Origin of the sequence: Brevundimonas sp. SL161 (assembly GCF_049896985.1) — a bacterium.
GTDB lineage: Bacteria > Pseudomonadota > Alphaproteobacteria > Caulobacterales > Caulobacteraceae > Brevundimonas.
The window spans coordinates 149,894-162,297 of the sequence record NZ_JAFCVJ010000001.1; the positions used below are offsets into that span (position 1 = coordinate 149,894).

At 67.2% G+C, this 12,404-nt stretch carries 8 protein-coding genes; all 8 read left to right on the forward strand.

The annotated features are described in order from the left end of the window. Positions 1-198: 198 nt before the first annotated feature. The 8 genes from ACP7AU_RS00735 to ACP7AU_RS00770 all read left to right on the forward strand — a co-directional run bounded on the left by ACP7AU_RS00735 (position 199) and on the right by ACP7AU_RS00770 (position 12,404). Positions 199-1,239, forward strand: a complete 1,041-nt coding sequence (locus ACP7AU_RS00735) for a LacI family DNA-binding transcriptional regulator (protein WP_426035211.1) — start codon at positions 199-201, stop codon at positions 1,237-1,239. Next, positions 1,236-4,241, forward strand: a complete 3,006-nt coding sequence (locus ACP7AU_RS00740; protein ID WP_426050210.1) for a TonB-dependent receptor — start codon at positions 1,236-1,238, stop codon at positions 4,239-4,241. The genes ACP7AU_RS00735 and ACP7AU_RS00740 overlap by 4 nt, the downstream gene beginning before the upstream one ends. Before the next feature lie 92 nt (positions 4,242-4,333). After that, on the forward strand, positions 4,334-5,770 hold the full coding sequence (locus ACP7AU_RS00745) for a glucoamylase family protein (RefSeq protein WP_426035215.1): 1,437 nt from the start codon (positions 4,334-4,336) through the stop codon (positions 5,768-5,770). Then, entirely contained in the window at positions 5,767-7,023 is a 1,257-nt protein-coding gene (locus tag ACP7AU_RS00750) for an extracellular solute-binding protein (protein ID WP_426050211.1), read from the forward strand. Before ACP7AU_RS00745 ends, ACP7AU_RS00750 begins: the two co-directional genes overlap by 4 nt. Then, the gene (locus tag ACP7AU_RS00755) at positions 7,020-7,910 is read left to right on the forward strand and encodes a carbohydrate ABC transporter permease (protein ID WP_426050212.1); all 891 of its coding nucleotides are present in this window, start codon (positions 7,020-7,022) and stop codon (positions 7,908-7,910) included. The genes ACP7AU_RS00750 and ACP7AU_RS00755 overlap by 4 nt, the downstream gene beginning before the upstream one ends. Further along, complete coding sequence (locus ACP7AU_RS00760) at positions 7,907-8,722, forward strand: carbohydrate ABC transporter permease (RefSeq protein ID WP_426035221.1); 816 nt, start codon at positions 7,907-7,909, stop codon at positions 8,720-8,722. The genes ACP7AU_RS00755 and ACP7AU_RS00760 overlap by 4 nt, the downstream gene beginning before the upstream one ends. A 2-nt stretch (positions 8,723-8,724) precedes the next feature. Continuing rightward, positions 8,725-11,931: a discoidin domain-containing protein gene (locus tag ACP7AU_RS00765; RefSeq protein WP_426050417.1), complete on the forward strand. Its 3,207-nt coding sequence runs from the start codon at positions 8,725-8,727 to the stop codon at positions 11,929-11,931. Between the two features lie 38 nt (positions 11,932-11,969). Beyond that, positions 11,970-12,404 carry a hypothetical protein gene (locus ACP7AU_RS00770; RefSeq protein WP_426050213.1) on the forward strand — a complete coding sequence of 145 codons (435 nt, stop codon included), beginning with the start codon at positions 11,970-11,972 and terminating at the stop codon, positions 12,402-12,404.

Sequence of the window (12,404 nt, forward strand, 5' to 3'; positions counted from 1 at the left end):
CCGATCAGAAAGTCTGGTGTGGCCAAACTACGGCACTTGCGGGCCCCATTACCAGTGTGCGATGTAACCGATTACAGAATTTTGTCGACGGACCTTCGATTAACGGAGGCCGGTACGGCCGGGACGTTTCAGGACACGCTGGGTGCATCGCAACCGTACTCACAGCTCAGCCGGCTGTGCGCCGATGGGACGCGCGGCGTGAAGCCGGCGACGATCCGTGACGTGGCCGAGCGCGCCCGGGTTTCCGTGGCCTCGGTGTCCCGTGTCCTGACCGGCGCGGGGGCCGTCACCGAGCCGACCCGGCTGAAGGTTCTGGAGGCTGTCGAGGCCCTGGCCTACGTCCCCCATTCGGGAGCCCGCAGCCTGTCGACCAGCCGCACCGACACGGTCGGGGTCATCCTGCCGGACCTCTTCGGGGACTTCTTCTCGGAGCTGATCCGGGGCATGGATGTGGCGGCGCGCGCCAACGGACTGCACCTGATCGTGTCGAGTTCGCATGACGACGCCTCGGATGCGGCCGCGGCCATCCGTTCGATGCGAGGCCGTGTGGACGGGCTGATCGTGCTGTCGCCCCATCTCGATTCGGCCAATCTGGCGCACAGCCTCGCAGGGCGTCTGCCGGTGCTGTTGATGAACGGCGGGGCGAATGACGCCGGCCGGCCGTCGATGGTCGTGGACAATGTCGGCGGTGCGGTCGCGGCGGTCGAACACCTGCTGGCTCAGGGCCGCGAGCGGATCGTCCACATCGGCGGGCCATCCGGAAACCTCGAAGCGCGCGAGCGTCAGGCCGGATATGTCCAGGCCATGACCGCCGCAGGCCGCGACCCGGTGATCGTCGGCGGGGAGTTCACCCAGGCCTCGGGACACGACGCGACCGCTCTGCTGCTGGCCGAGGGCGTGCGGCCCGATGCAATCTTCGCGGCCAACGACATGACGGCGATCGGCGCCCTTCTGGCGTTGCAGGACGCGGGCGTCCGCTGCCCCGAGGACGTCGCCGTGGTTGGTTTCGACGATGTGCCGATCGCGGCCCTCGTGCGGCCGGCCCTGACCACCCTTCGCATCGAAATCGCCGAGACGGGCCGCCGCGCCATGGACCGGCTGGTCGCCCTGATCGCCGCCTCCAACGACCCGCAGGCTAAGCCCGACGCCGCCTGCGAAATCATTCGACCCCAACTCGTCGTCCGCCAGTCGAGCGGCGGTCCCCAATCCAGCATCGCCTTCAACGGAGACACCCAATGACCCGCATGACCCTGCGCTCCCGCGCGCTGGGCGCCGTTTCGGCCCTGGCCGTGGCGACCCTGATAACGGCCGGCGCCGCTTCGGCGCAGACCACTAACGCCACGATCCGGGGCACGGTCTATGAGGGCGATGCGCCGGAAAACGGGGGAGAAGTCGTTGCCCGCGAGACGGCAACGGGCTTCTCCTACCGCGGCCGGATCAATGCGGACGGCAGCTATGCTCTGGTGGGCGTGCGACCTGGTTCCTATGCGATCACGGCGACGACGGCCGACGGCCAGGTCGCCACGGATGTCGTGTCCGTCGGCGTGGCCCAGTCCGCCAGCCTGGATCTCAGCGTCGGAGCCGTAACAGGCGCAGTGAGCGATGACGCCACCGACGTCGGCGATATCGTCGTCACCGGCCGGCGGCTGGTCGAAGTCCGCACGCCGGAGAACTCCACCAACGTCACGCTGCAGCAGATCCAGACCCTGCCGCAGATCAACCGCAACTTCCTCAACTTCGCCGCCCTGGCGCCCGGCGTTCGGGTCTCGCAGAACGAGCAGGAAGTGACGATCAGCGCGGGCGGCCAGCGGGCCGAGGCCATCAACGCCTTCATCGACGGCGCGAGCCTGAAGTCCAACGTCATCTCGGGCGGTATTCAGGGCCAGGACGACAGCCGGGGCAACCCCTTCCCCCAGGCCGCCATCGGCGAGTTCCGGATCATCACCCAGAACTTCAAGGCCGAGTACGAACAGGCCTCGTCGGCGATCATCACGGCCATCACCCGCTCGGGCACCAATGAGTTTCATGGCGAGATCTTCGGCGCCTATCGCGATCAGGACTTCATCGAACAGGACGTGTTCTCGCGTCGTCGCAACCAGACCGAGGCCGATCTGGAAGTACAGCAGTACGGCGCGGCGCTGGGCGGACCGATCATCCAGGATCGTCTGCACTTCTTCGGCAGCTATGAGCACAAGCAGGAGAACCGCGCGGCCACCGTCAACCTGGGCCGCCAGACGCCCGCGTATCAGACCCAGTTCGCCCAATATATCGGCACCTTTGCGACGCCGTTCGAGGAAGACCTGTTCTTCGGCAAACTGAGCTTCCAGGCGGCCGAGGGTCACCTGTTCGACCTGAGCGTAACCTATCGCGACGAAGCCGACACCACCGGCGTCGGCGGGGCAAACTCGATCGAGCGCGCCTCGGGTCTGCAACAAACCACCAAGAGCGCCCAGCTCCGCTATCAGTGGCAGGGCGAGGGCTTCGTCAACGAAGCCTCGATCGACTACCGCGACTACAACTACAATCCGACCGCATCGAACTTCGACACGAGGGGCACCAGCTTCCGCATCTTCGAAACCGGTTACGACCCCTTCGGCGGCGTCTCTATCCTGAATATCGGCGGTTCGGGCAGCCGCCAGAACATCACGGACCGGACGATGACGTTCCGGGATGACCTGACCTTTACCGACATCGATTTCCACGGCTCCCACACCCTCAAGATGGGCGTGAAATTCTCGGCCCAGAACTATGTCGTCGACAAGGAATTCGGGCGCAACCCGGAGTTCTTCTTCGATCTGAACGGCACGGCCAGCGGCAATGCGGCGGTTCCCTACCGGGTCCAGCTGGGCAACCGGTTCCCGACGGTCGATCTGGATAACAACGTCTACGGGCTCTACATCCAGGACGACTGGCGCCTGACTGACCAGCTGGAGATCAACCTCGGCATCCGCTGGGACTACGAGGATAACGCCAACAACATCGACTACGTCACCCCCGCCAATGTGCTGACGGGCCTGAACCAGTGGATCGCCTCGACCGACGGCGGCAAGCCGGCCGGCTACAAGCCCAGCTGGTTCAACGTCAACGACTACATCTCGACCGGGAGCAACCGCGACGCCTATGCCAAGGCCTTCCAGCCGCGCATCGGCTTCTCCTACGACGTCTTCGGCGACCGGGAGACGGTCATCTTCGGCGGCGCCGGACGCTATTACGACCGCGTCAACTTCAACTTCGCCTTCGACGAAGTGGCCAAGGGCGGCGACTTCACCCGCAACGCCTTCTTCTCGACCACTGGCCGGCCCGCAGGTGTCGCCAACGGCGGACCTACCGATCCCATCCTGTGGCAGGCCAGCTATTTCACCGCCGCCGGCCTCGATCCGGTGTTGAACAACATCCCGGCTCGGGGCGAAGCCTTCCTGCTGAAGAACGCCTTCGAGCCACCCCGGACGGACCAGTTCAACCTGGGTCTGCGTCAGCGTTTCGGCGACTGGCAGACCGAGTTCACCCTGGCCTACGGCAAGACCGAGAACGAGTTCACCTGGCAGTATCTGAACCGCTGCCGTGAACCCAACGCGCCGAATGACGGCGACGGATTCGGCGACAACGGCGGCTTCTGCTCGCCGGGCGGCACGAACCCGTACCGCACCTATCTGGTCAGCGATCACAGCAAGGAACGCGAGTTCACCGCGCTCTACGTCAAGCTCGACAAGAACTACACGCGTGAAAGCGGCTGGGGTCTGAACGTCGCCTACACCTGGGCCGACTCCCAGCAGAACGGCGGCGACGATAATTTCTGCTTCGACTGCTTCAGCGTGGCGACCTCGCCGATGCGGAATTCCCCGAACAACGAGCACCACCGGATTGTCGCCAACGGCATCGTCGATCTGCCGGCCGGGTTCCAGCTGTCGGGTATCCTCACCCTGGGTTCGGGCACGCCGTTCAACGTCTTCGACGGCACCGGTTCGCGCTTCTACTACCGTCCGTCCGGCGCCTATCCGGAGCAGGACAACTTCATCATCCCCGCCGCCTTCGCCTACCGGAATCTGGATCTGCGCCTGACCAAGTCCATCGACCTGTGGGATGCGGGCGAGCTCCAGTTGTACGTCGACGCCATCAACGTGTTCGACTTCTACAACTACTCCGGCTTCAACGGCGACAAGGGCTCCCCCAACTTCGGCAACCCGTCGTCGGTGCTGTTCCCGACACGGACCCTCCAGTTCGGCGCTCGCTACAGCTTCTGATCCTTCTCTCCTGAGACTGGCCGTCCCTGGGTTACAGGGGCGGCCGTATTTTTTGCGGGCGACGCGGGGGCGTTGGCGTAGAGTAACTGAGTATGGACCGTCGTCGATTTCTTCTGGCCTCTACGGCCGTCGCTTTCGCCCCTGCGGGCCTGTCGGCCTGTGGGAGCCTGGGCCTGCCCATGTCCGGCGGCGCGATACGGCTGGACCCCGAAGTCGATGAACTCCAGCGCCGGACCTTCGACTGGTTCGTCCATGTCACCGACCGCGAGCGCGGGCTGACGCCGGACCGCTGGCCGGCGGACTCCTTCTGTTCGGTCGCGGCGGTCGGGTTCGCCCTGACCTGCTGGCCGGTCGGGGTCGAGCGCGGCTGGATGAGGCGGGACGAGGCGCGGACGCGAACGCTGAACACCGTCCGCTTCTTCCACGACGCGCCCCAGGGGCCGGAGGCGACCGGCGTCGCGGGGCACAGGGGCTTCTTCTACCACTTCCTCGACCGCCGGACGGGTCACCGCTATGGCCGGGTCGAGCTGTCGACCGTGGACACCGCCCTGCTGGTCGCCGGCATGCTGTTCGCCGCCCGCTTCTTCGATGGGGACGACGCGGAAGAAGCCGAGATCCGGCGTCTGAGCCAGGCGATCTACGACCGGATTGAATGGGACTGGGTCGTCATCCGGCCGCGCCGGATCAGCATGGGCTGGCATCCGGAGACCGGCTTCATCCCCGCCGACTGGCATGTCTACAACGAGGGGATGCTGGTCCTGCTGCTGGCCATAGGCTCGACGACCCATCCTGTTCCGCCCGCCGTCTGGGACGAGTGGTGCTCGGTCTATGACCAGAGCTGGTCGGACACCCGGGGCCCGGCCCACCTGCATTTCCCGCCGATGTTCGGGCATCAGTACAGCCATATGTTCGTCGACTATCGCGGCATCCGCGACGCCTGGATGCGGGCGAAGGCGGCCGAGGTCGAAGGCTTCGACTATTTCGAGAACAGCGTGCGCGCGGTGGCGGCCCAGCGCGCCTACGCCGTCGCCAATCCGGGCGGCTGGGACGGCTATTCGGCCGAGGTCTGGGGCCTGACCGCCTGCGACGGACCGGGCGATTTCAAACAGGTCATCGACGCGCGGGAACGTGAGTTCTTCAGCTATTCCGCGCGGGGTCCGGGTGACCGTGACGACGGCACCCTCGCGCCGACCGCGGCCCTGGCCAGCTATCCCTTCGCCCCCGCCGAGGTCACCGCGACCCTCAAGGCGATGAAGTCGCGTTATGGCGCCGGGATCTACACGCAGTGGGGCTTCCTCGACTCGTTCAACCCGACCCTGACGGAGCGGGAGGGGCGGTTGCAGCACGGTCGGATCGTGCCCGGCGTGGGCTGGGTCGACAGCGACTACCTCGGCATCGACCAGGGACCGATCGTCATCATGATCGAGAACGGGCGCTCCGACCTGGTCTGGCGCCATATGCGCGGCGAACCGAACGTCACGCGCGGGCTGAGGCGGGCCGGATTCAGCGGCGGATGGCTGGACGCATGATCGATCGCCGCGCCGCCCTGGGGCTGATGGCGAGCGCGTCTCTGGCGGGTTGCGGGCGAACCGACGGGATCACCCGGCTGCGCTTCTGGGCCATGGGCAACGAGGCGACCCACGCGCCTCAGATCCTGACTGCGTTCGAGGCGGCCAATCCGGGCATCAAGGTCGTGGTCCAGCCTCTGCCCTGGACCGCCGCGCACCAGAAGCTGCTCACCGCTTATGCCGGGGCGTCGCTGCCGGACGTCAGCCAGATCGGCAATACCTGGGTGGCGGAACTGGCCGCGATCGGCGCCCTGTCGCCGACGCCCGCCTTCGCCGACGACCTGCTGCAGGATCAGTTTCCGGCGGTGCTGGAGACCAACCGGATCGGCGGCCGGGCGATGGCCACGCCCTGGTATGTCGACACCCGCCTGATCTATCTGCGCACCGATCTTCTAGCCCGCGCGGGCTTCGACGCCATGCCGGTGACCTGGGCCGAGTGGAAGCGGGCCATGCATGCGGTCAAGCGCGTGGCAGGCGATGGAAATTTCGCAATCCTGTTGCCGGTCAATGAGTTCGAGCAGCTTCTGACATTCGGTCTACAGGGCGATCAACCATTGCTCCGCGACCGGGACACGCGCGGCAACTTCTCCAGCGAGTCCTTTCAGGCGGCGCTGTCCTTCTACAAGAGCCTGTTCGACGAAGGCCTCGCGCCCCTGGCCTCGGCGGCGCAGATCTCGAACGTCTGGACCGAGTTCGCACGCGGCTATTTCAGCTTCTATTTCTCCGGCCCATGGACCATCGGGGACATGAAGAGCCGGCTGCCCGCCGAGATCCAGCCGCACTGGACCACGGCCGGCGTGCCCGGTCCGACCGGCCCCGGAGCCTCGGCGCCAGGCGGGTCATCGCTGGCCGTGTTCCGCTCTTCGCCGCATCAGGACGCAGCGTGGAAACTGGTGCGCTATCTGTCCGATCCAGCGGTGCAGGCGCGCTTCAACGTCATCACCGGCGACCTGCCGGCGCGCCCCTCGGCCTGGGCCGCGCCGAAAGTGGCGTCCGACCCCTATGTGACCGCCTTCAACGGCCAGCTCGCGCGCGCCAAAGCCGTGCCCAAGGTCCCTGAGTGGGAGCGGATCGTCACAGAGATGCAGATCGTCGCCGAACGGATGGTGCGCGGTGAATTCACGGTCCAGCAGGCCGGCGCCGAGATCGACCGCCGCGCTGACCGCCTTCTCGAAAAGCGCCGCTGGATGATCGAACAGGGGCGGGCGGGATGATCTCTCGCCGCGAACGCGCCGCCTGGGGCTTCGTCGCCCCGTCGCTGATCGCCATCGCGGTCTTCTTCGTCGTGCCGGTGGTGTCGTCGCTGCTGCTCAGCCTGACCGACTTCGATATCTATGCGCTGGCCGATCTCGGCAACATGAGGTTCGTAGGCCTGCAGAACTACGAGCGGCTGCTGACCAATCCCTTGTTCTGGCAGGCGATGAAGAACACCGTCTGGTTCAGCGTGCTCGGTGTGCCGCTCGCGATCGGCGCCTCGCTGGCGGCGGCGGTCATCCTGAACGCGCGGACGATCAAATGGCGGCCCGTCTGGCGGGTCATGTTCTTTGCGCCCTATGTGACGACGCTCGTCGCCACGGCGGTGCTGTGGAACTATCTGCTGCACACCCGCTACGGCGTTATCAACTGGGCCCTGACCAGTGTGGGCCTGCCCGCCGTCGACTGGCTGGGCAACCCCGACGCCTCGATCCCCGCCATCCTGATCTTCGTGGTGTGGAAGATCTTCGGCTATAATATGCTGATCTTCCTGGCGGTGCTGCAGACCGTGCCGGACGACCTCTATGAGGCCGCGCGCATTGACGGGGCGGGACCGTGGGCGCGGTTCACCAATGTCACCCTGCCAGCCATCGCGCCCACGCTGCTGCTGGTCTCGATCATCTCGGTGGCCGGCTTCTTCCAGCTGTTCGCCGAACCCTATGTCATGACCCAGGGTGGACCGGCCCAGTCGACCGTGACGGTGCTCTACTTCATGTACGAAGAGGGCTTCAAATGGTGGAATCTGGGATCCGCCTCGGCCGTCGCCTTCATCCTGTTCCTGTGCATCTTCGCGGTGACCCTGGTGCAGCTGGCCGTATCGCGGCGGCTGGGCGGAGATCACACATGAAGCCCCGTGTGATCCTGTTGAACATCGGCGTGGCCCTGATCGGGCTGATCGTCCTGTTTCCCCTGCTGTGGATGCTGTCGGTCAGCTTCATGTCGACGGGCGAGGCCGCCGTCTTCCCACCGCCGCTGCTACCCAGCCGCTGGACCCTGGAGCATTACCGCGACCTGTTCGTGAACCAGGGCATGGGCCGCTATATGTGGAACAGTTTCGCCCTCGCCACCCTGGCCACCGGGCTGGCTCTGGCGTTCACCGTCCCGGCCGGCTACGCCTTCGCCAAGCTGACCTTCAAGGGCCGGGACCGGCTGTTCCAGCTCCTCATCGGCGCCCTCGTCATCCCGGCCCAGATCGGCACCCTGCCGCTGTTCCTGATGCTGAAGTCGATGGGGTTGGTGAATACCTACGCCGGGGCGCTGGTGCCTTGGCTGGCCTCGATCTTCGGTCTGTTCCTGGTGCGCCAGTACGCCCTGTCGATTCCCGACGAGATGCTGGAGGCCGCGCGCGTAGACGGCGCCAGCGAGGGCCAGATCTTCCGCCGCATCGTCCTGCCGACCCTGACGCCGATCCTGGTGACGCTGGGCCTGTTCGTCTTCCTCGGCAGCTGGAACGACTTCCTGTGGCCGCTGATCATCCTGACCGATCAGTCGAACTATACCCTGCCGGTCGCGCTGGCCGCGCTGTCGCGCGAGCATGTGCAGGATATCGAACTGATGATGGCGAGCGCCGTCATCACCGTGGCGCCGGTGCTGATCCTGTTCCTGGCGCTGCAACGGTTCTACATCCGCGGCATGCTGGCCGGGAGTGTGAAGGGTTGAGTATGCGTGTGTTCCTCGGCCTCATCGCCGCTGTCCTGATCGCTGCGCCCGTCCACGCCCAGTCGACGCGGACGCTGGATGCGTTCGAGGACCTGTCGCCCTGGAGCGCCGACGCCTCGACCGACGTGACCTCGATCCTGTCGTCCGTCGCTGGCCATCGCGGCGACGCACTGCGGCTGGACTATGATTTCAATGGCCGGTCGGGCTACGCCTTCGCCGCGCGCGACCTGTCGTTCGAGGCGCCCGGGAACTACGAGATCACGTTCCGGGTTCGGGGCGAGGGGCCGACCAACACCTTCGAGGTCAAGTTCACGGACGCGAGCGGAGAGAACGTCCACTGGCGCCAGACCACCCGCCACGCCTTCCCGGACGGCTGGACCCTGTTCACGATCAAGAAGCGACAGGTCGCCTGGGCCTGGGGGCCGAACCCCGACCGGACGTTCCGCGGCGCCGAGCGGGTCGAATTCGTCGTCACGGCCGGAGAGGGCGGCAGGGGCTTCATCGAGATCGACGACCTGACCCTGCGCACCCTGGCGCCGGAGCCGTCCGTCCCGCCGCGCCCATTAGCCGAGGCGACGAGCGAAGACGGCCTGTCGGTTGCGGCCCTGGCCGTGGACGACGACCTCGCCACCGCGTGGCGCACGGTCGGGGCGGGCGAACAGTCCCTGACGCTCGATCTCGGCTACGAGCGGGAGTTCGGCGGCCTCACCCTGCGCTGGGCCGACAGCAAGGCGGCGTCGGCCTATCGCGTCATGGCCTCCAGCGACCGCCGCCAGTGGCATGAGATCGCCAGGGTCCAGGGCGGCGACGGCGGGACAGACTGGATCCGCACGCCGGAAGCCTCGGCCCGCTGGCTGCGGCTGGACCTGACGACCCCGCAGACCGGGCCGGGCTCGGGTCAGATGGGCGCGGGCTTCGGCACAGCCGCAGCGGCGGCGACCGCCTATGCGCTGGCCGATCTGCGCATCGAACCGCTGGCGTTCGGCGCCGACGAGACCGCCTTCATGACCGCCATCGCAGGCCAGAGCCGGCGCGGTCTCTATCCGCGCGGCTTCCGCGGCGAGCAGCCCTACTGGACGCTCGTCGGCGTCGACGGCGGCGGGGAGAGCGGGCTGATCTCGGAAGACGGCGCCATCGAGCTGAAGCGCGGCGGGCCGTCGATCGAACCCTTCGTGCTGGACAACGGCCGGCTGGTGACCTGGGCGGATGCGCGCATCGATCAGGCCCTGGTCGAGGACGACCTGCCGACCCCGACCGTGACCTGGACCCAGGATGACTGGACCCTGAAAGTCACGGCCATGGCCGAGGGATCGCCTGACGCGGCGGCGCTCTATGGCCGATATGACCTGACGAACACCTCGGCTCAGGAGCGGACCCTGACGCTGGCGCTCGCTGCGCGGCCGATGCAGGTCAACGGGCCGGTTCAGTTCCTGGCCGTGCCCGGCGGCGCGGCGCCCATCCTCCAGATGCAGTGGACCGGCGCGGAGCTGGTGCTGGACGATGCGTTGCGGATCCATCCGCTGATCGCGCCCGACGACGTTCGGCTGGCGACCTTCGCCTCGGGGGCCGATCCGCAGAGCCTGCTGGCGCGTGGACCCGACGGGCCCCGCGATGCGGCGGTGGAGTCTGACCGGACCGGTCTGATGGCGGCGGCCATGCTCTATTCGGTGACGCTGCGTCCCGGCGAGACGCGGACATTCGGCTGGGTCTCGGGGCTGGAGGGCCCGCGTCCGGCCCTGCCGGCGACCGCTTCGGTCGAGGCGGCGCTCGATACCGTGCTGCACCGCGTCGCCGCCGGCTGGCGCGAGAATCTGGACCGGTTCGACCTGATCATGCCGCCCGAGGGTCAGCGGATCGAGGACACCATGAAGACCTCGCTGGCCCACATGCTGATGTCGCGTCAGGGTCCGGCCCTGCAGCCCGGCACGCGCAGCTATAACCGCTCATGGATCCGCGACGGCGCGATGATGGCCGAGGGGCTGAACCGGCTGGGACATGCCTCGCTGTCGCAGGACTATCTTCGCTGGTACGCCCCCAATGTCTTCGACAACGGCAAGGTCCCGTGCTGCGTCGACAGCCGGGGCGCCGATCCGGTGCCCGAGAACGACAGCCACGGGGAGTTCGTCTTCCTCGCCGCCGAGACGTATCGCTACACCGGCGACCTGACCCAACTGCGCGCTGTCTGGCCCCAGGTTCAGGCCGCGATCGGCTATATAGACACGCTGCGGGCGTCGACGCGTACAGAGGCGAACCGGACACCCGCAACGCGCCACTTCTACGGCCTGTTGCCGCCGTCCATCAGCCACGAGGGCTATTCGGACCGGGCGGCCTGGTCCTACTGGGACGACTTCTGGGGCCTGCTCGGCTACCGCGACGCCATCGAGATCGCCACCGCACTGGGTGAGACCGAGGCCGCCGCCCGTTTCACGGCGGCGCGGGCGGAGTTCGCGGTGGACGTCACCGCCTCCATCACCGGCACGGCCATCCATCACCGCATCGACTGGATCGCGGGCGCGGCCGACCGGGGCGATTTCGACGCCACCTCCACGACCATCGGGCTGTCGCCGGGCGGTCTGCAGGCCGAGCTGCCGCAGGGCCTGCTGATCCGGACCTTCGAGAAATACTGGGAGAACTTCACAGCGCGCCAGGCCAACCGCGCGGCGTGGCGGGACTACACCCCGTATGAATTGAGGAATGTCGGGGCCTTCGTGCGACTGGGCCAGCGCGACCGGGCGATGGCGGCGCTGGACTTTTTCTTCGCCGACCGCAGGCCCCCGGCCTGGAACGGCTGGGCCGAGGTGGTCGGCCGCGACCTGCGCGAGCCGCGCTTTATCGGCGACATGCCGCACGCCTGGATCAGTTCGGACTATATCCGTTCGGCGCTCGATCTATTCGTCTACGATCGGGACGAGGATCACGCCCTGGTGCTCGCCGGCGGCCTGCCGATGAGCTGGATCGACAGCGTGACGGGCGTGGGCGTCCGGGACGTCCGCACGCCCTATGGGCTGCTGACCTATGCCCTGCGTCGTCGAGCCGGATTGACCACCCTGACCCTGGGTCCGGGCGTGACGCCTCCGGGCGGCTTCGTCCTGCAATGGCCGGAGGGCCAGGATCTGCCCGCCCGTATCCGCATCGACGGACGGAACGGGGAGTGGACGGGTCGCGAACTGGTCATCCCGACGGGCGCACGGCGCATCGAACTGCGCTGACGCTTTTCGGGGCGGGGAGAAGGGAATAGATCGTCCCCATGACCTATGCCCTCCGCCGCCTTCTCGACCTGCCCGGCGTCGCCGACCTCGAAGCGAAGGCGTTGATGAAGCCCGGCTACGCCGACCCCTCGCGCCGCGACGAATTTCCCGAGGTGGACGAGGTCCTGGCCGCCGTCTTCGGACTGACCGCCGAACAGGCCGAGGAAGCGGCGCGTCCCGACGACTGGGACGGGATCGAGCGGCTGTCTCCGGCCGACCAGGCGGACACGTTCGAGGCCGAGGGCTGGGACGTTCGTGACGCCAGGCGCAAGCCGCTGCGGATGCTGGCGGTATTGTGCGAGCCGCTGGCCCTGGCGATGCGCGGCGTTGCCGGGATGTTGCCGGACGCGCCGTTCGTCCCTGAGCCCGCCGAAGAGAAGAGCGACTGGGGCGCCGGCATGGCGGCCGAGGCGGCGCGCTTCAGCAAGCGGTAG

What these genes read in the sequence shown, in the direction of transcription:
- ACP7AU_RS00740 (WP_426050210.1), top strand. Translation starts at nt 1,236, where the DNA reads ATGACCCGCATGACCCTGCGCTCCCGCGCGCTGGGCGCCGTTTCGGCC.
- ACP7AU_RS00745 (WP_426035215.1), top strand. Translation starts at nt 4,334, where the DNA reads ATGGACCGTCGTCGATTTCTTCTGGCCTCTACGGCCGTCGCTTTCGCC.
- ACP7AU_RS00750 (WP_426050211.1), top strand. Translation starts at nt 5,767, where the DNA reads ATGATCGATCGCCGCGCCGCCCTGGGGCTGATGGCGAGCGCGTCTCTG.
- ACP7AU_RS00755 (WP_426050212.1), top strand. Translation starts at nt 7,020, where the DNA reads ATGATCTCTCGCCGCGAACGCGCCGCCTGGGGCTTCGTCGCCCCGTCG.
- ACP7AU_RS00760 (WP_426035221.1), top strand. Translation starts at nt 7,907, where the DNA reads ATGAAGCCCCGTGTGATCCTGTTGAACATCGGCGTGGCCCTGATCGGG.
- ACP7AU_RS00765 (WP_426050417.1), top strand. Translation starts at nt 8,725, where the DNA reads ATGCGTGTGTTCCTCGGCCTCATCGCCGCTGTCCTGATCGCTGCGCCC.
- ACP7AU_RS00770 (WP_426050213.1), top strand. Translation starts at nt 11,970, where the DNA reads ATGACCTATGCCCTCCGCCGCCTTCTCGACCTGCCCGGCGTCGCCGAC.